Below are 25059 nucleotides of genomic sequence, written 5' to 3'. Positions count from 1 at the left end.
TATTTAAGCTATCTTTCTTTAGAAGCTATCTTTAAAAGCTATGATCACCTGATAGCGCTAAGTCCAATGAGCTCGTTGCAAAACTATGCTCAGGCTGGTTTAGGATATCGCGGGTGATTTTACCATCAGCAATTTCGCGCAATGCTAAAACTGTTGGCTTGTCATTGTCAACTTCAACAAGTGGCTCAGCAATACCTTTTGCCAGTTGGCGAGCGCGTTTGCTAGCGACAAGTACCAGCTCAAAACGGTTGTCTACATTCTCTAAGCAATCTTCAATCGTGACACGTGCCATAGTTCATTACCTCAGTGATTTAGGATTAGCAGGTAGTGTGGAGGTGATAAATGATACACCAATAGGGTGCCTGCTAATGTATGGGAGCAAAAATATAGAAAGATATAGGGGGAATAACTGGCTATTATAGCATTTTTTCGCCAGTCGCGTCATGGCTTTTGTACTTGATTACTCAAGCCCCAAAGTCGCTATTAGCACTTTAATAACCCTTGAATGAGTAACGCTCAAGCCACCGATACTTAGACTGTATTTAGACTGTATTTAGACTATGAGCATTTGAGCGCTACTCAAAACTGAATCTAAAGCTATTCTTCGCTCTCATTCGCCAGTAAAGCGTCGATAATACGGCGATGATGACGCTGCTGACGAGAAAGCGTTTGTCGGTCAGCGACGATGATGGCTTTAAGTTCAGTCAGTGCCACCTCGAAGTTATCATTAATAATCACATAGTCAAAATGCACGTATTGCGCCATTTCAGTGACGGCGCCGGCCAGACGCTGCTCGATTACCTCGGCGCTGTCTTGGGCTCGGCCGGCTAAGCGCTGGCGCAACGTTGAGAGGCTAGGCGGCAAGATAAAAATCATAGTGGCATCAGTAAATATCTTTTTGACCTGCAGCGCCCCTTGCCAATCAATCTCCAAAATGACGTCGATACCTGCCTCTAGCTGCGCGCGCACGCTAGCTTCTGCAGTACCATAGTAGTTGCCAAAGACCTCAGCGTGCTCTAAAAACTTGCCTTCGCCAATAGCAGAAACAAATACCTCTTTGTCGATAAAATGATAGTGATGACCATCAATCTCACCGGGACGAGGCGCACGAGTGGTGTGAGAGATGCTGACAGTCAAGTCATTAGTGGTCGCCAGTAGCTGCTTGACCAAAGAGGTCTTACCCGTACCAGAGGCCGCGGTAATGATAAACAATGAGCCCGTCATAAGTCTCCCAATAAAGTGATGATAAGTGTTTTTTAATAAAGTCGCTGATAGTGCCGGCAATTATAATACTGATGCGATAGCATTTTAAAGCGTAATGAGAATATATTATGATAAAGTAGGGGCGAGGGCGTTGAATCTATGCATTTGTGCCCAGATAACTGCTTTAAGTACTGAATTTTTCAGCATTGATTCTTTTAAATGCTGATGAGTAATCATTTAAGTGTAATAGCTCGTTTTTTAAGTACCCTTTTGTAAGTATTCGTTTTTGAGCACTGTTCTAAATATGAAGTGCTAAACCACTGATTCCAAATTATCTAATGATAGGCTGTCTTATGCAAATTTATCTTGCCAATCCACGCGGGTTTTGTGCTGGCGTGGATCGCGCCATTGCGATTGTCAACGAAGCGCTGACTCGTTTTGAGCCGCCCATTTATGTGCGCCATGAGGTGGTGCATAATAAGTTTGTGGTCTCAGATCTTGCCAATCGCGGCGCGGTATTTGTCGAAGAGCTGACCGAGGTGCCAGATGGCGCTATTGTGATATTTTCGGCGCACGGAGTGTCAAAAGCGGTCGAAGATGAAGCCAATCGCCGCGATCTCACCGTGTTTGATGCTACCTGTCCGCTAGTGACAAAAGTACATATTGAGGTGGCAAAGTTCGCCCACGAAGGCATGGATGCGGTACTGATTGGGCATGCCGGCCACCCAGAAGTTGAGGGTACGATGGGCCGTTTTAATCGAGGACATGGCGGGCATATCCATCTAGTAGAAAACGAAGAAGATGTCGCTAAACTGTCAGTAAGAGACGCTGAGCGCTTAGCCTTTGTTACCCAAACGACTCTGTCGATGGACGATACGGCTAGAGTGATAGACGCACTTCGTAGTAAATTCCCAAGCATCCAAGGGCCGCGAAAAGACGATATCTGCTATGCCACCCAAAACCGTCAAGACGCGGTCAAAGACTTGGCAGGTCGTTGTGAGGTGGTATTAGTCGTCGGCTCGCCAAACTCATCAAACTCCAATCGCTTGCGTGAGCTTGCCGAGCGCATGAACTGTAAGGCCTATCTCATTGATAATGCTAGCGAGATCCAGCAATCTTGGTTTGATGGTGTGGAGGCCGTAGGGGTCACAGCGGGCGCATCAGCCCCTGAGGTTCTCATCCAAGAAGTGCTGCAACAACTACAGGACTGGGGCGGCAAACAGCCTGATGAGCTCTCTGGAATTGAAGAGAATGTTACCTTTAGTCTGCCAAAAGCGCTACGTATTCCGGTGACTGAAGTGGGCAAGTAGCGTAGAACTATCTATCATAGGTAAAGTAAGATGAAAAAGCAGAGAAAAAGATTCGTACTAGCAGAGGCGAGTCTTAAGGAGATTGACAAACAATTAAATATCAATATGTTTGTCATTGGCGTATTGGTCATAATACTCTTCTTAGACCTAATGCATTTTATAAAAGAGTACAGCGTTTTTTATGGGGTACTTGTCGCTGTTATGATTGTTTTGCTCTTCTTTACTCTCAAAAGTCGTAGGCTTCTCAAGTTAAGAAAACAACAGCTTAGTCAATAAGGCACTGTCATAGGCATTAAGGGTACTGTGATAGGCACTAAAATACAGGTGCCGTAATCGCCAAACAAATTGCAGATAAAAATATAAATGCACATAAAAATATAGGACTACTATGTTAGCGTATTATCAGTTTAGCAAACGCGAGCAGCAGCCCGATGGCAGTTGTATCGCTTATTATCAGCCTACCAGCAATGTTCAAGGCGCTTGGAACGAGCATGAGCAGCATATGGCGCCAGCGACAGGGCTGCTCACATACGAGCTCAGCCAGTTCGCGCCGCAAGACAATATGCGTATTGCCCGTATTAGTCTTGATATTTTGGGATTGATTCCGCTGAGCGACTTTACCATTACCACACGCTGTATTCGACCTGGCAGAACCATTGAGCTTATCGAAGCGGTGATGACTAGTCGTGGCCGCGACTGTATTATTGCGCGCGCTTGGCGACTGATGACCCAAGACACTAGCGAGATCGCAGGTCTTGAGGATACGCCTGCCAAGCATCAACCCGAAGCACTGCCAGTTTGGGAAGGCATGAAACAATGGCCGGGTGGGTTTATTGAATCTATTCATTTAGTTGCCGAAGAAGATCGCCGTTCTGGAAAAGGTATGGTGTGGATCAGTAATGACGTGGACATGATCGAAGGCGAGGCGACCAGCGATCTAGTGAAGCTATTAGGGATGGTCGATACGGCGAATGGCGTGGTACAAAGACTGGGTCTTGGGCTGACAAAGCTTGAGTGGATGTTCCCTAATACTGACTTGCAAATCCATATGCACCGAGCGCCAAAAGGACAGTGGCTTGGGATTGAAGCGGTACAACAGTATGGCAGCGATGGTATTGGCTTGACGAGCGCGGTGCTGCATGATGTGCACGGCCCGTTTGGGCGTAGCGAGCAAATTCTGACCATTCGTCCGATGCCCAGCTAATTTAGCAAATGAGCTACTATTTTTCGCTCTTATTTTTACTCTATTAATACCTTAAAGGACGGCTGCTACGCTGTCCTTTTTTTGTGCGATAAAGTAAATGAGTGTTGATACTCATTAGCAAACGATCTCATGTGATGATTATTAAAACAAAACTAAAAGATGCAATTAATTTATTATACAAATGACAATAGTTCAGGTGTAATAGGCACTAGCAACGAGATCTTAAGCAAGCATGGGAAATCGTAAGAGCGCTTATACTTCGACTAACTATTTATTTAATTGACCATTAAGAACAACCCGATGAGTGATAATATGAATGACAAGAAATGCCCTTATAGTGCAACGCCGCTGACGATGAGCAATGGTGCGCCTGTTGTTGATAACGAAAATAGCAAAACCGCTGGCAAGCGTGGTCCACTACTAGCAGAAGACTTGTGGCTGAACGAAAAGCTTGCTGATCTCAACCGTGAGATTATCCCTGAGCGCCGTATGCACGCCAAAGGTTCGGGCGCGTTTGGTACCTTTACTGTGACCAATGACATCACTCGATATACACGCGCTGGAATCTTTGATGAAGTCGGTAAACAGACTCAGATGTTTGCGCGCTTTAGTACCGTCGCAGGCGAGCGCGGTGCAGCTGACGCGGAGCGCGATATTCGCGGTTTTGCCTTAAAGTTCTATACGGAACAAGGTATCTGGGACTTAGTTGGTAATAATACGCCAGTATTCTTCGTCCGTGATCCGCGTAAGTTCCCTGATCTGAATAAAGCGGTAAAACGAGATCCGCGTACTAATATGCGTTCAGCGACCAATAACTGGGACTTTTGGACACTACTGCCAGAGTCTTTGCATCAAGTGACCATCACCATGAGCGAGCGTGGTATTCCCGCCTCGTATAGACATATGCATGGTTTTGGCTCGCACACTTATAGCTTTATCAATAGTGATAATGAGCGTTTTTGGGTCAAGTTTCACTTTGTCACTCAGCAAGGTATCAAAAACTTAACCGATCAAGAGGCCGCTGATATCATCGCAAGCAATCGTGAAAGCCATCAAGAAGATCTGCTCAATGCTATCGATAATGGCGACTTTCCAAAGTGGAAAATGTACGTGCAAATCATGCCAGAAACAGAGGCCGATAATGTACCGTATCATCCTTTTGATTTGACCAAAGTCTGGCCAAAAGGCGACTATCCACTAATCGAAGTTGGCGAGTTTGAGCTTAACAGAAACGCTGAAAACTACCATCTCGATGTTGAGCAAGCGGCGTTTGCTCCGAATAATCTTGTGCCTGGTATCAGCGCCTCTCCAGATCGCATGCTCCAAGCACGTCTGTTTAGCTACGCTGATGCCCAGCGTTACCGCGTTGGCGTCAACCACAAGCAGATACCAGTCAATAAAGCGACTTGCCCTGTGCATAGCAATCACCGTGATGGTCTCATGCGCGTCGATGACAACTATGGCGGTCGTCCGCACTATACGCCAAACAGCTTTGAGCAGTGGCAAGAGCAGCCGCAGTATGCTGAGCCGCCACTAAAGATCGATGGCTACGCTGAGAATTACGACTTCCGTGAAGATGATAATGACTACTTTAACCAGCCGCGTGCGCTGTTTAACTTGATGAATGATGAGCAAAAGCAGGCTCTGTTTGATAATACGGCAAGAGCGATGGGCGATGCGCTAGACTTTATTAAGTATTGTCATATCCGTAACTGTCACTGGTGTGAGCCGGCTTACGGTGAAGGCGTGGCCAAAGCGCTAGGCTTGAGCGTCGAAGATGCGATGGCCGCTCGCGATAGCGATCCGGCTCGTGACTTGCCGAGCTGTTTGTAACTTATCATTCGATTCTGACATAAAACATGTAGTATAGTTAGCTGAATGTAAAACTGTTATGGATTTAAACGCGCTACTGGTATAAATTTTACTTGCGTGCTGCGTTCCCAGAGGCTGCGCAAAATTCATCCCAGTAGCGCTATGACATTTTTAGAGTGTATCGACTATACGTCACGATACCGCTTAAGGAAACTTAAGCGGTTTTTTTGTTTAACTTTTTATAGGGCTTTTAAACTTGAAATATTTGACCGCGACCCTATTAGTATAAACAGCCTAGCACTAATTGAGACTCTTAGTTTGAGACGCTCAGTTAGTGCTACTGTTTTACGTTAATCTCAACTTTCCAATGAAGGAGTTCTTTATGAGTGAAAACAATAACCCAGAATTAAAAAAACATAGTTTTGAGGCGGAAGTGGCGCAGTTGCTACATCTAGTGACGCACTCCTTGTACTCTAATGCCGATATCTTTGTCCGTGAGCTGGTTTCAAACGCCTCTGATGCTTGTGACAAATTGCGCTTTGAAGCGACTAATGATGACAGCTTATATGAAGATGACGGCGAGTTAAAAATCCGTATTGCCGTTGATAGTGATGCCAAAACCATCACCTTTATCGATAACGGTATCGGCATGAATGAAGCCGATGCTATCGAAAATCTAGGTACTATTGCCAAGTCTGGCACCAAAGCCTTCTTGGATAAATTATCTGAATCACAAAAGCAAGACGGTCAATTAATTGGTCAGTTCGGTGTTGGCTTTTACTCTGGGTTTATCGTGGCCGACACCATTACGGTTGAGTCGCGTAAAGCTGGTGAGCCTGCGGAGCAAGGCGTACGCTGGATATCTGATGGCAGCGGTAGCTTCACGGTTGAGACGATCACCAAAGAAACTCGCGGCACATCCATCACCTTGCACCTAAAAGAAGAATACACCGAAGGCGAGGATAACTACCTCGACCGTGCTAAGATTAAGCGCTTAGTCAATAAATACTCAGACCATATCAGCCTGCCGATTCAGATGCGTAAAGAAGTCTGGCAAGAAAATGTTGAAGATGAGAACGACGACAGTGATACGCCTGCGGGCGGCGAGATGGTACTCACCGATGAGTGGGAAACTATCAATAAAGCCAGTGCGCTATGGACACGCTCAGCATCCGAGATCGAAGATGAAGAGTATGTCGATTTTTATAAAAACATCAGCTACGACATGGATGAGCCGCTGACGTGGACGCATAACCGCGTGGAAGGCCGCGTACAGTACACTCAGCTATTATATGTACCCAAAAAAGCGCCAATGGATTTGTACACACGCGAGCAGCAGCATGGGCTTAAGCTGTATGTCAAACGTGTATTTATCATGGATGACGCCGAGCAACTACTGCCTATGTATCTACGCTTTGTCAAAGGCGTGATTGATTCAGCTGATTTGCCACTCAATGTCAGCCGAGAGTTATTGCAAGAGTCGCGCGATGTCAAATCCATCCGTGATGGTAATGCGCGCCGTATCTTGACTATGCTGGCAAGCCTAGCCAATAGTGAAGACAGCGACAAGCAAGATAAATTCGCGCAGTTTTATAGCGAGTTTGGCGATGTCATCAAAGAAGGTCTTGGCGAGGACATGGGTAACCAAGAGCGTATCGCTAAGCTGCTGCGTTATGCTACTAGCACTAATGACAAAGTCGAGACTAGCTTTGAAGACTACAAAAGCCGCATGATTGAGGGTCAAAAAGCCATCTACTATCTCACTGCGGACAATCTTGCAGCGGCCAAAAACAGCCCGCAGCTTGAACTATTTAAGAAAAAAGGCATCGAGGTCATCTTGATGACTAGCCGTGTTGATGAGTGGGCGATGAACTTCTTAACCTCATTCGATGAGACCCCACTACAAAATATCGCGAAAGGCGCGGTGGACTTAGGCGACTTGCAGGACGAGGAAGAAAAGGCGGAAGCTGAAAAGGCGCAAGAGTCTATGAAGCCTGTGGTTGAAAAGCTAAAGACCGCTCTAGATACACGCGCTAAAGACGTACGCGTATCGAACCGCTTAGTCGATAGTCCTGCGATACTCGTTACTGCAGAGGGTGAGCTGTCACCGCAGATGATTCAGATGCTCAAGCAAATGGGTCAAGAAGTGCCAGAGACGCAGCCTATCTTGGAGGTCAACCCAGAGCATCCGCTGATTAAAAAGTTAGAGTCCAGCGAGCAGTTCGACGACCTGGCTCAAGTGATCTTTGATCAAGCGCTGCTGGCAGATGGTGGCCAACTCGATGATCCAGCCGCTTATCTCAAACGCGTTAATGAGTTATTAATGCGCTAGTATAAGATTGCTTGAATCTATAGTGTTAAGCTACAGAGGAGATCTAGTAATAGGTCTCCTTTTTTTAGGTATAAATCGGAGCAGCGACTTATTGTATAGCGGTTTTACAAATCAGCCTTATCGCCTGAAGCGACAATCCGTTACAATTGTTTTAGTTTAACGGGCAAAACGAATAGATTTTGATTTTGCTTACTTTTGATTTTGCTTACTATGGTCTTGCTTGCCTTTTATTTAGGGCGTGTCCCTAATTCAAGCGTTTATGACTAAATGGGCTAAAAATTGCTAAATCTTTGGCAAACGGTGTCAAATAGCTGGTCAATATCTTGATATTACCTTCGCTATTTTCCTTGTTTGCCTGCGATTTATCTCATTTTCATCACCATTTTTAAAGTAGGGACACGCCCTAGTATATTTTTATTCAATACTGTTTTATTTAATATGGTTTTGCTAATGATTAGCTGCTAGTACACCATGCCTTCATTTTCTTGGCTCGATAGAGGTTTAAGTCTTTGTCACTCTCGTCCCTAAAAACCGTCTCCCTTCAGCGCTTCTCTCTTAATTTTGCAGCCAATATCATTGCCGCTATTTGGATGCTGATTGGCTCTACGCGTGCTTTTTCTTGGGTAAAGCCTACCTTTGTACAGTTTGCTTGTTTTGCTCTAATAGCGCTTGGGAGTAATGTACTTTTTTCTTGGCTAGCGGCAGAAAGTGGTAGCGTTTTTAATGAGCAAGGCTTAGTCAGTTACCTGATATGGCCGGTGATTATTCTGCTAGCAGGTATTATTCTAGCGCGGCGATCTGGCAATCAAAGCTTATTGTTTGTGCCAGCGGTATTATGGTTAGTGGCAGATAGTATCTCGGCGTTACTACAAAGCTTAGTGCAGTTTTTTGGCACTCAAAACTGGCTACCAGATTGGAGTTACTCGTTTTTACCGGTATTATTTTTAGTACTGTTTTTATGGCAAACTCTCGCACTGTTATGGATCTTCTCGCAGCGCTTGCGAACGCCTTGGTGGGAGCGCATTATCGTGCTGATAGGAGCTGTGGCCCTGCTGACTATTTGGCAAAAAAACGTCGCCGATCAGCCTATTTTCAAACCCATACCCGTAGAGCCAATACTAGAAGAAGCGGCTATTTATAAGCAGCCTGAGCTGCTACAAAACGCCTTAGCGAGTATTGATGCTAGCATCTTAGGTAAGACAGAATGGTACTTTATGGGCGTTGCAGGGTTCGCCGGGCAAGAGGTTTTTCGCTCTGAGATCAATCATGCTCGCGAGCTGTTTGATGTGCGTTTTGGTATAAGTGGGCGCTCGTTGTCTTTAATTAATAACCGCTATAGCTGGCTGGATGAGCCGATAGCGACGAAGACCAGTATTTTACGAGGGCTAAAAAAGATCGGTGAGCAAATGAATAGCGATGAAGATGTGTTGCTGCTCACCTTATCGTCACACGGTAACGAAGATATTCTGCAATTGGCAAACGCACCTGTAGCAATGGATAATTTAGAGTCGGCGTGGCTGCGCGAGGCTTTGGACGAGGCCGGTATTCGCTGGCGGGTTATTATCGTATCGGCTTGCTATTCAGGCTCTTTTATTGACGAGCTGACCTCACCAACCACAGTTGTTATTACCGCATCTGCAGCGGATAAGATGTCATTTGGCTGTACCAATAGCGCTGAGATGACTTATTTTGGTCAAGCGTTCTTCGCGGAGAGCCTACGTAAAAACACCAGCTTTGCCGCTGCCTTTAAAGATGCAAGCTTACGCATACAAGAGCGCGAAAGTATGATGGGGTTTGAGCCGTCAGAGCCGCAGATGGTTGTGGGCAGCTTAATGAAAACGGCGTTGCCCGCTTTTGAGCAGGTGTTATTTGATCAGCAGCGCGCACTGCCGCCATCTGCTATAGTTGACACAAACTAAAAGGGTCGCGCTTTAATGGGCTACGATATCACCACCCCTTAACAAAGCGCTAAACAAAGCCAATGGATAGTCGGCGGATAGTTTGTATAATAGAGATCAAATCTGCTGTAACTTGCTATATGAATAATAAGCTATGTGAATAATAAGTCTGCTTTTAACGGCATTTGCATAACACGATAAATATAACGTATTTTTTAATGAACAATATAACGATAACAACGGTAAATCTAAAAGGATATCAGTGATGAGTCAGTATTCTAAGCAAAAGTTATCTGTCAGCTCAAAATTGACACAAATCAGTGCTAATCGCTGCTTTGATGGCGAGCAGCACTATTATCGCCATGAGTCATCAGCGACTAACACGCCCATGACCTTTAGTATTTATTTGCCAGATGAGGCATTAGCCGGTCAGCGCTGTCCGGCGATACTATATTTATCAGGATTGACTTGTAATGCTGATAACGTCACCCATAAAGCGCACTTCCAACAAAAATGCAGCGAGCTTGGTGTCATCTTTATCGCCCCAGACACCTCTCCTCGTAGTAGCGACGATATTGATGTGGCAGATGATGAGCGTTACTTTGTCGGGCAGGGCGCAAGCTACTATGTCGACGCGGTAGAGGCGCCATGGTCAGAGCATTTTAATATGCAAAGTTACATCGTCGATGAGTTTTATGACTTAGTGCGTCAAGAGTTTCCGGTGAATAGTATCGGTATTACGGGTCACTCTATGGGCGGTCATGGTGCATTACTATTAGGCTTTAAATATCCTAGTAAGTTCGTTAGTGTCTCAGCGTTGTCGCCGGTGTGCGCTGCGAGCGAATCGGATTGGGGACAAGCGGCCTATACCCAGTATTTTGGTGACGATAAGTCATTATGGCAACAAGCTGATGCCGCTAAGGTTATAGCAAAGGCAGGACAGCAGTACGCCAGCTTATTGGTAGACCAAGGCGCTGCCGATAACTTTTTGAGTGAGGGGCAACTACAAACCGAAAAGCTGCAACAGGCTTGTAAAGACGCGCAGCAGCCTTTGACCCTACGTTATCAAGCGGGTCACGATCACAGTTACTATTTTATCCAAACGGTCATCGAAGATCACATTTGGCACCATTATCGTCAAGCGCAGCTAAGCTAAACTAAACTCATATCAAGCGCCTCACATTATCGACAAGGTAACCCTTATGACCGAAACGCCAGTCGATGCAGACGGCAATATCGTATTAGACGAAGTACAGACGTCAAGAGTCATCGAGATGGCATGGGAAGATAGAACGCCATTTGCCGCGATAGAGCATAGCTATGGTCTTGATGAGACGGCGGTAATTAAGCTGATGCGTCATGAGCTAAAGCCGTCATCTTTTCGATTGTGGCGTGAGCGGGTAACGGGCCGTAACACTAAGCATGAAGCCAAACGCGACTTTGAAGTGGGCCGCGCTTATAGCAAGACTCAGTATAAACCGCGTTAGTGCTTCTCAAATTATTTCTTATTTTAATACCCATTAAAGAGGTAGCTCTCCTATGATTTGTCCTGATAAGCAGTACTTAATCGCCCCTTCTATTTTATCCGCTGACTTTGCTCGATTAGGCGAGGAGGTCGAAAACGTCTTGGCAGCAGGGGCCGATGTTATTCATTTCGATGTCATGGACAATCACTATGTACCGAACTTAACTTTTGGTAGCATGATCTGTCAGGCGCTGCGTGATTATGGTATTGACGCGCCTATCGACGTGCACTTAATGGTAGCGCCTGTCGATGGTATGATTGAGCAGTTCCTACAAGCCAATCCTAGCGTTATTACCTTTCATCCTGAAGCCAGCGATCATATCGATCGCTCATTGCAGCTGATCAAAGACGGCGGCGCGAAATGCGGCTTAGTGTTCAATCCAGCGACACCGCTACACTATCTAGATTATGTGATGGACAAGGTCGATCAAATTTTGCTTATGAGTGTCAATCCTGGCTTTGGCGGACAGTCATTTATCGAAGGCACGTTGGATAAGGTACGACAAGTACGTCAGCGTATCGATGCAAGCGGCCGCGATATCAGGCTAGAGGTCGATGGCGGTATCAAAGCCAATAATATCCGCGCTATCGCGGAGGCAGGCGCTGATATGTTTGTTGCCGGCTCAGCTATCTTTAACCAAGACGATTATAAAGTCGCTATTGATGCTATGCGTGCTGAGCTTGCAAAAGCAGGCGAGTAGTCGCGGCTCGCTCTGTCTCTTGTTTTTAGGCCTATAAGCCTCCATCTAGATAAGACGAGATAAAAGGTCGTACCAGCTGATTTGAGCGCACTATACTATCAATTGATATGACTATTAATTGAGATGACTGTTAATTGAGGTGACTTATGACTACGCCAATCAATAGCCAAAACCCGAGTTTAAAGGCTGACGCTCCTGCGTCTAAGCGGCGCAGCTTAGTGCCCAAAGGCATTACTATTGGTTTAGCTGTTTTTGCTTTAATACTAAGCTCAGCAGGCTACGGCTTTCGCCTGATAGTAGGTCACGATGTCAGCGAGGTTATGCTTCATGCGGCAGTGCTAGTTCCCGCTTTTATCATTGGTATTCCCTTACTGTTTTGGCTCGGATCAAAGATCTTTAATAAGCTCAATGGCACGCAGATAGAGGGCTGGAATGCGATAAGTTTGGGCTATCTGACCTCTTGCATCTCATTATTATGGATCATGGGCACTTATAGCTGATCTTGTCTTACGCCATAATTCTCCTACCTTTAATAAGCTATTACTAGCTTAGATCATAAAAACGACTGAGTTTTTGTATGCAAATTATGCCCACTCGCATTGCCAATGTTATCTACCCTAAAGAGTTACCGAATGGTCTATTTACCAGTCTTATTATTGCCTGCTTATTATTAGGGCTTGCAGGATTAAGTAAAGGCACGGGCCAAGAGGGTTGGCTCAATGTGATAGAGAACTGGCTACTAATGCTGCTAATATTGCCAACGGCGACCGCTGTGGTGGCTTTACCTTTTAAATATCGCGATCCGACTTTAGAGCTCAAGCTCATGTATTACCTAGGGATGTTTGTAGCCTTCTTATTTACCATCGCCAAACTGCGCTACTGGCGTTGAATATTAGCCCTTGAAATTGAAAGCTAAAGCGTCCATTGTATGAAGTAACGAAGACTTTTCTCGAGCGCTGTAGAGGATTAAATCATTAGTTCTCAAGACAGCGAGCTACGGGATAATAAGGAAACACGAGATGCCATACGATATTGATAATGAGATAGAAGTGGAGACTGATAATACTGATCCGTTTTCAGGGTTTGCCAAAGAGACGACGCTTGAGCTGATTGAGGCTGATGATGGTACGCTATTACTGCGTGATTCGGATAAAAATGAAGAAGCGCTGATGACGATTGATTTCTCCGATAAGCTAAAAGACTTATTGGGCAGCGATACGCAATCTATCGGTCAGCACATGATTCATGCCGCTATTCAGGTCATTATGCAAAAGCAGATGAGCCAGTGGCATGCCCATGTCTACGACAAAGAGCCGACGCATTATAGTTAACGCAATACTGGGTTTGGCTTAGCTAGTATTTATTAGTTAGCATTTAACAGAACAGGTATTAAAAGGAACAGGTAATAAAAGCTAAAACGTGGCGCAAAAAAAAGGGTTTATCATGTGATAAACCCTTTTTTTATGCAAATATCAGCGATTAATATAAACGCAGATTATTTGATTTTAGCTTCTTTAAAGATCACATGCTGGCGAACTTTAGGATCAAACTTTTTGATTTCCATTTTGCCAGGCATTGTGCGCTTGTTCTTAGTCGTCGTATAGTAGTATCCAGTACCAGCAGTTGATACTAATTTGATTTTATCTCTCATGATAATTTCCTTTAAAAGTGGCAGAGCACTAAGTTTAAATGGGACTTAAACTTTTTGACCTTGTGCACGCAGATCAGCTAGCACTTTATCAATACCTAATTTATCGATGGTACGCATACCTTTGGTAGACACACGTAGACGTACAAAACGATTTTCAGACTCTACCCAAAAACGATGATGCTTTAGGTTTGGTAGGAAGCGACGACGGGTTTTGTTGTTCGCGTGCGAAACATTATTACCCACCATAGGGCGCTTTCCAGTCACTTGGCAAACTCTAGACATGGCGAACTCCTAATCTATGAGGTATGGGGTTTGTCCCATACCAGTCTGGGCAAGTTGCGCGAATATGCGGCATGGACACAGCAGCGGCATCTTTGCACCAAACAAAACTATATGAAGGTTGAGCTGGCATTACTGTTATCTAAAGGCAAATAACAGAGTGACCAATTCAGAAAATTTAAAGGCGACATTTATACCATAAAATAGTCAAATACTCAAACTATTTTACAATAATAGTCGATCTCAATGGGGCTTATTATACCTTGAATTTGCATCTACAGGGGAATGATTAAGTGACTTTAAAATCTAATTATTGATTGTAAGTTTCGACAAAATTCAGTAAAGTTACTGTGATAAAATCAATACAAACTATTAATATGTAGTATATTATTACATTCTTAGTTTATTTTTGCCTATAGCTCATAGGTACCTCATTCTTTGTGTTTGCTTTGTCAAATAAATTGTCGCTCGTGCGGAGTCCCAGATATGTTCTATAGCTCACTACCTCTTAGCTCTAAATTATTTAAGTTCACGGCGCTGTCTGTAGCGTTATCCTTAGCAGGCTGCGGCGGCGGTGGTGAGGATGGCGGTACAGATATACTTCCGCCAAAACCAGATTTAAATAATCCAGGTACAGGTGACAATGGTAATAGTGGAGATGATAATGGTGATGGTGAGGAACAAACGCCAGTTGAGGAACCTGATTTTTTTCTTCAGAAGCTCACCGTAAGCCCGAATGTTATAGAGTTAACAGATGAAGAAACCGTGTTTACGGTTACGGTCAAAGCGGTACAAACAGCAACTTCAGCGGCAATGATTAATAAAGAAGTTAGCTTAATGGTAGAAGGGTCTGAGAGTAATGGTATTACTATCGAAGGTGCCAGCACTCAGGTGACAGATAACGAAGGTAATGCAGTATATAAGCTGAAACTCAATCCGCAAGCAGTTACAGATGAAGCAGCATTGTTAAATGATGGTTTCAAATTAATAGCTACGGCTAATAAAGGTGAAGATGATCAAGTCGAGCAGACTAATACCGTGCGTGTTAGTAAGCAAGGCAGCGGCGATGGCACGCAAGTCGTCGAAAGCGAGCTTGATATCAGCACTTCGTTGGCGACTAGCTCTGTCTCTAACAATGTCTTAAATGTATACGGTGATACTGCAACGCTTAGTGTTGTTGCAAAAAATGATCAGGGCGCTCGCGTCAAAGACGTCGCAGTGGGCTTAGGCATCGCGAATGTCAAAGGCGTTGCCATCATTGGTGGCAGTAAGAAAGTTACTGATACTAATGGTCTAGCTACTTTTACCATTCAAGTAGATGATAAATTATCAGATGCTGATCGTGCGGCGCTAGTGGACAAAACCATAGCTTATACTATCAATATTGCAGAAAACAGTGGTGCAACGAAAGAAACTACAGGTGAGTTTAAAGCAGCGCTACCTATTTCTGATTATGCGATAAGCGTAACTACTAGTCCGAGTCGTCTTAGCGCTTATGGTGATAGCCAAACGATTGCTATCAGTGCTACTGCCAAAAATAGCAACGTACCAACGACTATCAATGGAGCGACAGCCACTATCAAGCTTAACGATGCAGTGACTGGAGTCAGCTTAAATACCAATAAAGTAACTCTAAATGCTCAAGGGCAAGCCAATGTAACCTTAAATGTTGCTAATACTGTGGACGCAGATGACCGCAAAACGCTTATCGAAGAAGGTATTAGTTATACGGTCGTCTTAACAGAACCTAACCGTTCAACTACTACTAAAACAGCGACTAGCGCTGTGTATTTGCCGGCTGCAGAGTACAAGATTAATTTTAATGAAAGCAGCAAAAAACAGCTATCTAGTTCAGGCGGTAGTGCCGTCATTAGCTTCCGAGTTAACGACAAACGAGGCGGCATCATTGCAGGCCAAAAAGTGACTGCAAGCTTACCCGAGGGTTTAGCTAAGGCTGGTCTATTAACACTGCAAAATAACTCTGAACAAACTACAGATAATAATGGGGAAGTCAGCTATACCGTACGCGTCCCTAACAACTTAACATTGGCACAAAAAACACAATTAGAGAATGCTGGAGCGTTTGTACTAACGGCTAGTATGACAGAGGCGTCAGGTGTATCTAGTTCTGTCAGTAGTGAAAGTATCCGTATTGGCTCTGATATAGGTCAAAGCGATATCCAATTATCAGCGCAAAGCTTACCGGCGATCGTTAGCGTCTTAGATGAGCAGTTTAAGCTACAGGTTGCTGCTAAACGTCAGGACGGCAGCGCAGCAGCAGATCGAAAAGTTAAACTAGTGTTAGATGATAAAACGAGTACCGGCATTACTATTATCGGTAATGAGCTTACTACTAACAGTAATGGCGTCGCCGAGTTCACTATTGCTATTAACCAAAACCTAACGCCTGATCAGCGTGAGAAATTGGTTGCGTCAGGAATTCGCTATACTGCCGTCCTAACGGATAATGATGGAACGCAATCTAAGACTTCTCAAGAGGTTGAGGTTCAACAACCAGTGACTAGCATTCAGTTTGCTTCTATTGCTACCCCGAGCATTAGCGAGTTTGGTGGTGATGGCAACATCAACGTCAAGCTCACAACCAAAGACAGTAATGCTAAACCAGTAACAGGTAAAAACATTACTATTCAATTAGGCGCCAAAGCACTTAGTTATGGCGTCACTGTTACGCAATCGGCGACGACAGACTTTAGTGGTAACGCGCTATTTGCGGTTAATATACCAAGCAATCTAACCGCTGCCCAGCGTGCTGATCTTAAAAAGACTGGGGTTAACTATCAACTGTCTTATGTCGAAAACGGTATTGTCTATAATTCTGCTGCTACCAAAGTCACTATCATTACGCCAGCGGTCTCCTTGAATCTGCTCAATGCTACTAATAATATCGACAATCAAGCCGGTTATATTCTAAATAACGTCGGCAGTAGTGCTAGCATACAAGCGCAATTAAACGATCAGGACTCTGGTGAGCAAATCGCTAATCAACCTATCAGATTAGAATTTACCAACAAATCTTTAGCAGGATTGCTAACGGTGAACGGTCAAATCGGCTCATCAAAAATTACTGCAACTACTAGTGCAAATGGTCTAGTTAGCTTCGATGTAGTTGTACCAAATGATCTGAATGCTGAGCAAAAAGCTGCTCTAAACAAAGCGCCACTGACAGCGATAGTGACCGAGACGCTGACTGGTAAAGAGCAACAGGTCAAAATCAAAGTGCAGTCTATGGCTTCTGCTATCTCTTTATCGTCGACTTCATCAAAACTGCTTAATTTAAATGGCGGCGAAACTCAGATTGAGGTTATCGCCAAGGATAGTAAAGGCAATGTAGTAACGGGTCAAAAAGTCTTCTTAGCGCTGCCGGCAACTGCGGCTAGTAATGGTGTGACGCTAGTGTCAGGCGGCAGCCAGACTACTGATGATTCAGGCAAAGCTATATTTACTCTTGCTGTACCTAATAATCTAACGGATAAGCAAAAGCAGGATATTGGTGGCAGTTTTGTTGTTGGTTTATCAGCCGCCGACACTAGTGGCAACATTACTGCTAAAAGCGCTACAGTCAACACGCAAACTCCAGATATCACTGGTACTCAAGAAAGTCTAACTATTGGCGCCAATAAGGTTGTCAATACCAAAGGCGATACCTTTAAGGTGTTTGTAAGACTCAAAGATAATGAAGGCAGTATTGCTGGTCGTGTTGTACGCTTGAACGTTGATAACCCTGTTGAGACTGGCGTTAGTGTCGCAGCCAATGGCACTGCTACCACTAACAGTGATGGGGTGGCTACTTTCGACTTGACTCTAGAGCCTGGCGCAAATGTTAATCAAGCGATTCTAGAGAAAGGTATTGGACTGACAGCAACGACTACGACCGCTGAAAACACTGAATTGGTACAAAGCTATATCGTAGCTGTCGACACTGCAACGATTGATAATTATCAGATTTTAGTCTCTGCCGATAAAGTGACTCTAAATACTGGCGGTGATCAGACCAATGCAACCTTCCGCGTAACTGATAGTAGTGGCGGAGTATTGGCTAACGTTCCAGTACAGTTAAGCATAGAAAATTTAGAGTCAAGTGGTGCGGCTTTAACCACCCCTAGTGTTGTCAGTACTGATGCTGAAGGCAAAATTGATGTTGGTATTTTATTAGCAGCAAACACGGTAGATGCTCGTTTAAATCACAGTGTGGTTATTAATGCCAAGATTATTACACCAAGATACGATGCCAATGGTGATGTCACATTACAAGTACGCGAAGAAAAATCACTAAGCTTATCAGCGATTGGCACAAGCATTACGCTTGAAGCTTCAGAAACTCAGCTCAAAGATGGCGAATCGACTACTATCAGTACAACTCTAGTAGATGGTGCAGGAATCGCTATAGCTAATGCTGATATAGAACTGGTTAATGCAGCTGGAGAGGTGATCTCTACTGAAGAAGTTATTACTAATGCTAGTGGCGAAGCCAGCTTTGAAATAAATGAGAGTGACTTAACGTTTGATAATAATGGTAATCTGCGTGTATTTGTTAGAGCTTTAGGTACTGTTAATACTCAGCGCAGTCTTACTAGCATTGATTTGGTTAAAGTTTCGCAAGCCGGTATCAGCTTTATAGATATCGAAGATGTGTATGATGTTAATAAGCAACAAACCATCAATGTACAGATTCGCGCGGATAGTGCAGCACAAGCACAAGCCCTTATCGGTGAGACTCTTGAAGTTCAGACCACTCTTGGACAATTTAACAACGGCAATGGTAGTGATAACGTTATTCTCACCAGAAGAATTAGAGCTACCGATATCGCAGAAAATATCATTACCATACCTGTGCGCTTACGTTCTGAATTAGCAGGCACCACAGTATTAGAAGCTAAAGTACTTGGTATATTCGCTCCGGGTACTAATAGCACACTTAAATACCAAACGACAATCGATACACGCTTCCGTGCGACGACCCCTGCAAAAATGCTGTTCCAAGCGGTTAAATCGGTCATCACTCCTGGCACCAGCACTGAAGTTGTCGCGACGGTCAAAGATGAAAATGATGTACCCGTCGAAGGGCAAACGGTCGTATTCAGTCGTGCGTCAGATTCTTCAGCGGGCCGCTTATCGGCTGCAACAGCAGTAACAGATAGTAGAGGTGAGGCGCGTGTCGTCTATCAAGCCAATGCCAGCTCGCCTATCGGCGGGGTGATTATCAACGCACGCTTATTGCAAGATGATGCCAATATCGGTAGTAAGACCACTAATATTACTGTCTCAGAAGAAGCGGTCTATACTACTTTAGCATTCGCTAATAAGTTATCTTCTGATGATATTTACTATACGGTACGTGGATCGATATCAGTCATGGATGGCTCTGGTCGTGCTGTAGCGGATCAAGAGGTATCAATTAAGTCTTATGCAACGGAATATGCTCAAGGCGTATATTGTTTATTAAATAGTACAACGACTTATCAAGCTGCTGATATCGATGAGCTTGATGAATTTGGCAATGTGATTCAAACCACTACACCTGAGCCTCAAGTATTCTCTGAAAAAACGCCAGTACCACTACGTTCTGATTGGTATCCTACTGAAGATGCCAACTATAACTACACTTTAGACCAAGACTCAGACCCTATTTTAAATGAAGATAGAAATCTAAATGGTACACTCGAAGCTATCAATCCCGTGACTATCATTGGTGGTACGCTCTCAGATGACGGTTATTCGTTTGTTACAGATGATGAAGGCCGTGCAGACTTTGAGATTCGCTACCCACTACGTTACTCTAACTGGGTGAAAGTACGGTTCGACGCCTCTACCTTTGTCAACGGAAGCGAAAACACCCAGAGTATTAACTTCCAGCTACCGGTAGCAGTAGACGACTTATCCGTTAGTGGTGACGACCTGATAACACCTTGGATTGGTAATACCAGTCCGTTTGGTGATGGTGGCGCAAGATGTACTAATAGTTTGAGCGTAACAATTAATGAGAACGAGTCACGTACTAGAGTCACTCTATCTCCTTATTCGCCAAACTATAATGTAACAATTAATGGTCAGTCATCAAGTAATCAGCCAAACGCAGGCTTCAATACTTATATTATAGACTTTAACCAAGCGTTCGAACTTGGGTCAACAGTTTCTGTTAATAGAAATGGTTTTGGCTTCTCCAAAGTTATTAAGCTAAGTGATAACTAAAGAGTTATCTAACTGATCTTTCAGTTTGTTTCGCCTAAACCCCCAACCCCGCGTTGGGGGTTTTTACATTCATAATCTAAATAACCAAATACAAGTAACTCAATCAGCAAATTTTTGCAAAATCTATTAAAATAGCCGATTTGCTATGCCATTAGAATACTTTTAACTGATGGCAGGCTACGTTTTATTTTTAATTGGGCGCACTATGTCAGACAATACCACGACTGCTACAGCAAGCATAAAGTCGAGCAAAACTTCTCAAAATGTACTATCTACTGATGTTATCGATACCGCGACGCTATTGATTAAGTGCCGCGACCAAGCGGGCATCGTCCAAGCGGTATCTGAATTTATTCATCGCTATGGCGCGAACATCATCACCTTGGATCAGTATTCCACCGCGCATGAGGGCGGGCAGTACTTTATGCGTTTAGAGTTTGCTTTGGCAGGCTTGAGCGAGATTATCGATAACTTTGAGGCCAGCTTTGCGCATACGGTTGCTAAGCGCCACAACATGACATGGCGGCTACACAACAATGCCATCAAGACCAAGGTCGGTATCTTGGTGTCAAAGTTCGATCATGCATTATTGGACTTATTATGGCGTCATCAGCGCGGCTTGCTCGATTGTGATATTACGTGTGTGGTCAGCAACCATCCTGACCTGCGCCAAGCGGTAGAAAACTTTGGCATCACTTTCCATCATGTACCTGTGACTAAAGACAACAAAGCAGATGCCGAAGAGCAGATTCATACGCTGATGGCAGGCAATGACTTATTGGTATTGGCGCGTTATATGCAGATATTGTCGTCCGATTTTGTCAAACGCTGGCCGATGCAGGTGATTAATATCCATCACTCATTTTTGCCAGCGTTTGTCGGTGCCGACCCGTATCGTCAGGCTTATGAAAAAGGTGTCAAACTTATCGGCGCAACAGCGCACTATGTCACCGCCGAGCTCGATCAAGGGCCTATCATCGAGCAAGACGTACACCGCGTCACCCATCGTCAGGGCGTGGCGGAGCTGCGCGCTATTGGCCGTGATATCGAGCGCAATGTCTTGGCACGTGCAGTCAACTGGCATGTACAAAACCGCGTGATTGTAGCGGGTAATAAAACCGTGGTGTTTAATTAAGGTATTTAATTAAATAGTGCTGAAATCACTGTAAGTCAGTAAAAAGGCCGCCAGTCATTTTCTATTATGACTGGCGGCCTTTTTATGTTTGCTGCTTGAAAATACCAACTATAGCAGCATCTCTAATACAAACTTGCTACCAACAAAGCCAATTGCCAGTAGGATAAAAGCATAAATGGTGATGTTGGCCGCACGTTTGCCGCGCCAGCCTGAGCGCCAATGACCGAATAATAAGCCACCAAATAACAACCAAGACAGCAGGCTAAACACGGTCTTGTGGACGATATGCTGCGCCATCAAGTCCTGTACGTAAATAAAGCCAATCCCCAGCGCGATACTCAGCAAGACAAAGCCAACTAAGAGCATATCAAACAACAAGCTCTCCATACTTTGTAGAGATGGCAGCTTATTGACCCAAAATCGGTGGATGGTTTTGTGCTTAAGCTCACGAATTTGTAGCCGTAAAAACAGTGCTTGCACCGCCGCCATCAAGAGCACACAATAGGCCGCCAGCGACAGTAAAATATGGGTCTCAAGCCCGAGGCTGATATCGGTAATGGGCTGATAGGGGGCACGGCCGACATAGCCTGCGGTCATACCTAGCAATGCAGTAGGCGCCGCCAAAATCCCTAAACTGATAATAGGGCGGTACAATGAGAACAGCACGTAAAAAAGTAAGAAAAACAAACTGGTTAGACTAAGGACGTTAAATAGATTAAAATTTAAACCATAAAGCGTGACAATATAAGGATATAGCAGCACTGCATGAGCAAGAATCCCGATTAATAGCAGCGCAAGGCTAGCGGATTTATGGATAACTCTATTCGTCGTCAACGCCCAGCCGATATAAAGACTGACCACAATATAAGCCGTACTGGCAATCACAAACGCAAGTAACACAGGCATGCCTCATGAAGTAGCAGCGGCGCAAAACTATCGCTATTATGACTTAGCGGCGCTCAAGTGACTGCTAAAATGATATGATTAGAATAATCGTTCAATTTATCATAAAATGGTCTCTAATTGAGAATCATCTCATTTATTATTTTTGCTATAAGTTTTGATACAGCTCATCCTAAAGACAAAGAGTACAGCTACAGTAGCACTGTATTTATCTTATAGTGGATTGGCTATACCTTTATTTTATTCTCGCTTTAGGACTATTATGTCGAGTTAAACTAGCAATGGCTCGTTACCGCTGATATACGAAGCTGGTCTATAAAGTCCAATCCCTATTTAGTAATCATTTATTTGTTATAAGCTACAGAACACAGAACACAGAACACAGAACACGTTAAAACATTCACTGAAATACGAGACATACTTATGTTTGATACCTTAACAGAACGCTTATCTTCGAGCCTACGTAATATCGTAGGATCTGGACAACTGACTGAAGACAATATCAAAGACACGCTGCGCGAAGTGCGTATGGCATTACTAGAGGCTGACGTGGCGCTACCTGTCACCCGTGACTTTGTCAAACGTGTCAAAGAGCAGGCACTGGGTGCTGAGGTGCTAAAAGAGCTGGCGCCGGGCCAAGCCTTTGTCAAAATCGTCCATGACGAGCTGACCGAGATGATGGGCAGCGCCAATCAGCAACTAGAGATGACGGGTAAGCCGCCAGTCGTTTACTTGCTCGCCGGTCTACAAGGGGCGGGTAAAACCACCACTGCCGGTAAGCTTGCCAAGTACTTACAAGAGCGGCAAAAGAAAAAAGTCATGCTGGTCTCAGCCGACGTCTATCGTCCAGCCGCGATTAAGCAACTTGAGCAAGTCGCCGGGCAAGTGAATGCTAAGTTTGTCAATTCTACGGTGGAAGAAGATCCAATTGAAATTGCCAAGCGCGCTATCGAAGAGGCAAAAATTCAATATCAAGACATCTTGATCATCGATACCGCCGGCCGCCTTGCCATCGATGAGGCGATGATGAACGAAATTAAAGCGCTGACTGCGGCGGTCAATCCGTCTGAGACGCTGTTCGTCGTTGATGCCATGACTGGGCAAGATGCGGCTAATACCGCTAAGGCCTTTAACGATGCGCTGCCATTAACGGGCGTTATCCTCACCAAAACTGATGGTGATGCGCGCGGCGGTGCGGCGTTATCAGTACGCGCTATCACCGGTAAGCCTATCAAGTTCTTAGGACGCGGCGAGCAGTTAGACGCGCTTGAGGCCTTCCATCCTGAGCGTATCGCCCAGCGTATCCTTGGCATGGGTGACGTACTCAGCCTAGTAGAAGAGGTCGAGCAAAAGATTGACCGTGATAAAGCTGAAAAAATGGCGAAAAAGATGCAAAAGGGCGGTGACTTCGACCTTGAGGATCTATTGACCCAGTTTCAGCAAATGAAGAGTATGGGCGGTATGGCAGGGTTTTTAGATAAGATGCCGGGTATGGGCGGCTCTGATATGCAAAAGGCCGTCGAAGACGCTAAGCCTGAAGAAAAAGTGCGTGAGATGGAAGCGCTTATCAATTCGATGACGCCGTTTGAGCGTAAAAACCCAGATAAGATCAACCCAAGCCGCAAGCGCCGTATTGCCGCAGGCTCTGGGCGTGAGATTCAAGACGTCAACCGTTTGCTCAAGCAGCACAAGCAAATGGCAAAGATGATGAAAATGATCTCAAAGCCAGAAGGCATCAGTAAAATGATGAAGTCGATGCAAGGGCTAATGGGCGGTGGCGGCGCAGCGGGTGGCGGTGGTCCGTTATTCGGCGGCGGTAGTGCCAAAGGGCAAGGCGGCATGAAAAATGTCAATCAAGCCGAAATGGCTAAGCAGATGGGTCTCGATCCTAACAATATGCCAAGCGCGGAAGACATGCAAAAGCAGATGGCGGATATGCAAAATCAGATGCCAAAGGGCTTTAAAAAGCGCTTTTAATAAATATTATAGTGATGCATGACAAAGCCTCAAAGCTAGCTTTAGCTTTGAGGCTTTGTGTTATGATAAGCGCTATTTATAACTACCAATTTGCTAGCAAAAAATGAAGTCTTTAACATAAGCCGAGGTCATGATGTTTTTAGCTATGGATACCGTGTTTGATCAGTGTTCGGTCGCCATATTGGATGGCGAAGGGCAAGTTGTCTTTAGCCAAACCGAAAAAGGCAAACGTGAGCAAACGCGGCAAATACTGCCGATGATAGAAGCGGCTTTGCAGGCTAGCGACTTGCCGCTTAGCGATATGCGGGCACTGATATTCAATCGTGGCCCAGGCGCTTTTAGTGGTATTCGTATCAATACTGCGGTGATACAAGCGCTATCGGTGGCGCATGATTTGCCTTGTGTCGGCGTATCGAGTTTGCAGGCTATCGCGCAGAGTGCATATCAGCAATACGGCTTAACGCACGTTTATAGTGCTCTTGATGCGCGTATGCAGCAAGTATACTTTGGTGAGTATGCGCTAGCAGATAACGACAGTCGAATTGCGATTATGCAGCCCATGCTGACTACTGCTAAAGGTAATGCGGATGAAGAGAACGGTACGGAGCGCTTATTAGATTATGAGCGTCAAACGGATAATAATTTGCCGATAGTAGGCAATGGCGCAAGCTTGCTCACTTTGCAAGATGAGCAAATCACGCATGACGATATTTGGCCAGATGCGGTGATCATTGGCCAAATTGGTATCGCAAAGTTTATGGCGGAGGGCGGTACAGAGGCGGCAGGCGCATTACCAAAGTATCTGCGTAATCAGGCTTGGAAGACTCTAAAAGAGCAAGGCAAAGCTTAAGGGGCTTAACGGCTATCTATTTGTTTTTTTAACAAAAAAATTTTCAATATAAAAATGTTGTAGCGCTAC

20 protein-coding genes are annotated in these 25059 nt (G+C 44.7%); 15 read left to right on the top strand and 5 right to left on the bottom strand.

All coding sequences use genetic code 11. From position 1 onward, the window contains the following. Nucleotides 1-31: 31 nt before the first annotated feature. Nucleotides 32-292, bottom strand: coding sequence for a DNA-directed RNA polymerase subunit omega (gene rpoZ / locus JMY03_RS04985; protein ID WP_025644612.1), 261 nt, complete (start codon nucleotides 290-292; stop codon nucleotides 32-34). A 305-nt stretch (nucleotides 293-597) separates the two neighbouring features. Beyond that, nucleotides 598-1224 carry a guanylate kinase gene (gene gmk / locus JMY03_RS04980; RefSeq protein ID WP_025644610.1) on the bottom strand — a complete coding sequence of 209 codons (627 nt, stop codon included), beginning with the start codon at nucleotides 1222-1224 and terminating at the stop codon, nucleotides 598-600. Between the two features lie 332 nt (nucleotides 1225-1556). On the opposite strand from gmk, the gene ispH reads away from it, so the two are divergent. The 11 genes from ispH (at nucleotide 1557) to JMY03_RS04925 (ending at nucleotide 13316) form a co-directional block, all read left to right on the top strand. Beyond that, entirely contained in the window at nucleotides 1557-2513 is a 957-nt protein-coding gene (gene ispH, locus JMY03_RS04975; protein WP_201601588.1) for a 4-hydroxy-3-methylbut-2-enyl diphosphate reductase, read from the top strand. Between the two features lie 388 nt (nucleotides 2514-2901). Beyond that, a complete protein-coding gene (locus tag JMY03_RS04970) occupies nucleotides 2902-3717 on the top strand; it encodes a thioesterase family protein (protein WP_201601585.1) in 816 nt (271 codons plus the stop codon). A gap of 312 nt (nucleotides 3718-4029) precedes the next feature. Next, a complete protein-coding gene (locus JMY03_RS04965) occupies nucleotides 4030-5550 on the top strand; it encodes a catalase (RefSeq protein WP_201602169.1) in 1521 nt (506 codons plus the stop codon). A gap of 361 nt (nucleotides 5551-5911) precedes the next feature. Further along, nucleotides 5912-7861 carry a molecular chaperone HtpG gene (gene htpG / locus JMY03_RS04960; RefSeq protein WP_201601582.1) on the top strand — a complete coding sequence of 650 codons (1950 nt, stop codon included), beginning with the start codon at nucleotides 5912-5914 and terminating at the stop codon, nucleotides 7859-7861. Between the two features lie 509 nt (nucleotides 7862-8370). Then, nucleotides 8371-9780, top strand: a complete 1410-nt coding sequence (locus JMY03_RS04955; protein ID WP_025644598.1) for a C13 family peptidase — start codon at nucleotides 8371-8373, stop codon at nucleotides 9778-9780. A gap of 244 nt (nucleotides 9781-10024) precedes the next feature. Further along, the gene (gene fghA, locus JMY03_RS04950) at nucleotides 10025-10915 is read left to right on the top strand and encodes an S-formylglutathione hydrolase (RefSeq protein WP_201601580.1); all 891 of its coding nucleotides are present in this window, start codon (nucleotides 10025-10027) and stop codon (nucleotides 10913-10915) included. 46 nt (nucleotides 10916-10961) lie between these two features. Then, complete coding sequence (locus tag JMY03_RS04945; RefSeq protein WP_201601578.1) at nucleotides 10962-11246, top strand: TIGR03643 family protein; 285 nt, start codon at nucleotides 10962-10964, stop codon at nucleotides 11244-11246. 52 nt (nucleotides 11247-11298) lie between these two features. Then, nucleotides 11299-11985: a ribulose-phosphate 3-epimerase gene (gene rpe, locus JMY03_RS04940; protein WP_201601576.1), complete on the top strand. Its 687-nt coding sequence runs from the start codon at nucleotides 11299-11301 to the stop codon at nucleotides 11983-11985. A 146-nt stretch (nucleotides 11986-12131) separates the two neighbouring features. Beyond that, nucleotides 12132-12485, top strand: coding sequence for a hypothetical protein (locus JMY03_RS04935; RefSeq protein ID WP_201601574.1), 354 nt, complete (start codon nucleotides 12132-12134; stop codon nucleotides 12483-12485). Between the two features lie 77 nt (nucleotides 12486-12562). Next, a complete protein-coding gene (locus tag JMY03_RS04930; RefSeq protein WP_037058780.1) occupies nucleotides 12563-12874 on the top strand; it encodes a hypothetical protein in 312 nt (103 codons plus the stop codon). Nucleotides 12875-13004: 130 nt separating this feature from the next. Next, nucleotides 13005-13316: a hypothetical protein gene (locus tag JMY03_RS04925; RefSeq protein WP_025644587.1), complete on the top strand. Its 312-nt coding sequence runs from the start codon at nucleotides 13005-13007 to the stop codon at nucleotides 13314-13316. Nucleotides 13317-13480: 164 nt separating this feature from the next. Here the strand turns inward: JMY03_RS04925 and rpmG are convergent, their stop codons facing one another. Continuing rightward, nucleotides 13481-13636: a 50S ribosomal protein L33 gene (rpmG, locus tag JMY03_RS04920; RefSeq protein ID WP_010201403.1), complete on the bottom strand. Its 156-nt coding sequence runs from the start codon at nucleotides 13634-13636 to the stop codon at nucleotides 13481-13483. 45 nt (nucleotides 13637-13681) lie between these two features. Beyond that, nucleotides 13682-13918: a 50S ribosomal protein L28 gene (gene rpmB / locus JMY03_RS04915; RefSeq protein ID WP_025644580.1), complete on the bottom strand. Its 237-nt coding sequence runs from the start codon at nucleotides 13916-13918 to the stop codon at nucleotides 13682-13684. 483 nt (nucleotides 13919-14401) lie between these two features. On the opposite strand from rpmB, the gene JMY03_RS04910 reads away from it, so the two are divergent. Next, nucleotides 14402-20125 (top strand): beta strand repeat-containing protein, encoded by a 5724-nt coding sequence (locus JMY03_RS04910; RefSeq protein WP_201601572.1) that lies wholly within the window; start codon nucleotides 14402-14404, stop codon nucleotides 20123-20125. A gap of 205 nt (nucleotides 20126-20330) precedes the next feature. Then, nucleotides 20331-21260 carry a formyltetrahydrofolate deformylase gene (gene purU, locus JMY03_RS04905; protein ID WP_227675487.1) on the top strand — a complete coding sequence of 310 codons (930 nt, stop codon included), beginning with the start codon at nucleotides 20331-20333 and terminating at the stop codon, nucleotides 21258-21260. A 108-nt stretch (nucleotides 21261-21368) separates the two neighbouring features. Here the strand turns inward: purU and JMY03_RS04900 are convergent, their stop codons facing one another. After that, nucleotides 21369-22160, bottom strand: coding sequence for a cytochrome C assembly family protein (locus JMY03_RS04900; RefSeq protein ID WP_201601570.1), 792 nt, complete (start codon nucleotides 22158-22160; stop codon nucleotides 21369-21371). 426 nt (nucleotides 22161-22586) lie between these two features. Between JMY03_RS04900 and ffh the strand changes: the two genes are divergently transcribed. Together ffh and tsaB are read left to right on the top strand one after the other, a co-directional pair. Continuing rightward, nucleotides 22587-24140: a signal recognition particle protein gene (ffh, locus tag JMY03_RS04895; RefSeq protein ID WP_201601567.1), complete on the top strand. Its 1554-nt coding sequence runs from the start codon at nucleotides 22587-22589 to the stop codon at nucleotides 24138-24140. Nucleotides 24141-24273: 133 nt separating this feature from the next. Continuing rightward, on the top strand, nucleotides 24274-24990 hold the full coding sequence (gene tsaB / locus JMY03_RS04890) for a tRNA (adenosine(37)-N6)-threonylcarbamoyltransferase complex dimerization subunit type 1 TsaB (protein ID WP_201602165.1): 717 nt from the start codon (nucleotides 24274-24276) through the stop codon (nucleotides 24988-24990). Nucleotides 24991-25059: the final 69 nt, after the last annotated feature.

It is taken from the genome of Psychrobacter submarinus (assembly GCF_904846685.1).
GTDB classification, from domain to species: domain Bacteria; phylum Pseudomonadota; class Gammaproteobacteria; order Pseudomonadales; family Moraxellaceae; genus Psychrobacter; species Psychrobacter submarinus.
This window is presented reverse-complemented; position numbering and strand designations above follow the sequence as displayed.

Bases quoted from the DNA above. Each gene is read 5' to 3' on its own strand.
- rpoZ (WP_025644612.1), bottom strand. From the start codon at position 292: ATGGCACGTGTCACGATTGAAGATTGCTTAGAGAATGTAGACAACCGT.
- gmk (WP_025644610.1), bottom strand. From the start codon at position 1,224: ATGACGGGCTCATTGTTTATCATTACCGCGGCCTCTGGTACGGGTAAG.
- ispH (WP_201601588.1), top strand. From the start codon at position 1,557: ATGCAAATTTATCTTGCCAATCCACGCGGGTTTTGTGCTGGCGTGGAT.
- JMY03_RS04970 (WP_201601585.1), top strand. From the start codon at position 2,902: ATGTTAGCGTATTATCAGTTTAGCAAACGCGAGCAGCAGCCCGATGGC.
- JMY03_RS04965 (WP_201602169.1), top strand. From the start codon at position 4,030: ATGAATGACAAGAAATGCCCTTATAGTGCAACGCCGCTGACGATGAGC.
- htpG (WP_201601582.1), top strand. From the start codon at position 5,912: ATGAGTGAAAACAATAACCCAGAATTAAAAAAACATAGTTTTGAGGCG.
- fghA (WP_201601580.1), top strand. From the start codon at position 10,025: ATGAGTCAGTATTCTAAGCAAAAGTTATCTGTCAGCTCAAAATTGACA.
- JMY03_RS04945 (WP_201601578.1), top strand. From the start codon at position 10,962: ATGACCGAAACGCCAGTCGATGCAGACGGCAATATCGTATTAGACGAA.
- rpe (WP_201601576.1), top strand. From the start codon at position 11,299: ATGATTTGTCCTGATAAGCAGTACTTAATCGCCCCTTCTATTTTATCC.
- JMY03_RS04935 (WP_201601574.1), top strand. From the start codon at position 12,132: ATGACTACGCCAATCAATAGCCAAAACCCGAGTTTAAAGGCTGACGCT.
- JMY03_RS04930 (WP_037058780.1), top strand. From the start codon at position 12,563: ATGCAAATTATGCCCACTCGCATTGCCAATGTTATCTACCCTAAAGAG.
- JMY03_RS04925 (WP_025644587.1), top strand. From the start codon at position 13,005: ATGCCATACGATATTGATAATGAGATAGAAGTGGAGACTGATAATACT.
- rpmG (WP_010201403.1), bottom strand. From the start codon at position 13,636: ATGAGAGATAAAATCAAATTAGTATCAACTGCTGGTACTGGATACTAC.
- rpmB (WP_025644580.1), bottom strand. From the start codon at position 13,918: ATGTCTAGAGTTTGCCAAGTGACTGGAAAGCGCCCTATGGTGGGTAAT.
- JMY03_RS04910 (WP_201601572.1), top strand. From the start codon at position 14,402: ATGTTCTATAGCTCACTACCTCTTAGCTCTAAATTATTTAAGTTCACG.
- purU (WP_227675487.1), top strand. From the start codon at position 20,331: ATGTCAGACAATACCACGACTGCTACAGCAAGCATAAAGTCGAGCAAA.
- ffh (WP_201601567.1), top strand. From the start codon at position 22,587: ATGTTTGATACCTTAACAGAACGCTTATCTTCGAGCCTACGTAATATC.
- tsaB (WP_201602165.1), top strand. From the start codon at position 24,274: ATGTTTTTAGCTATGGATACCGTGTTTGATCAGTGTTCGGTCGCCATA.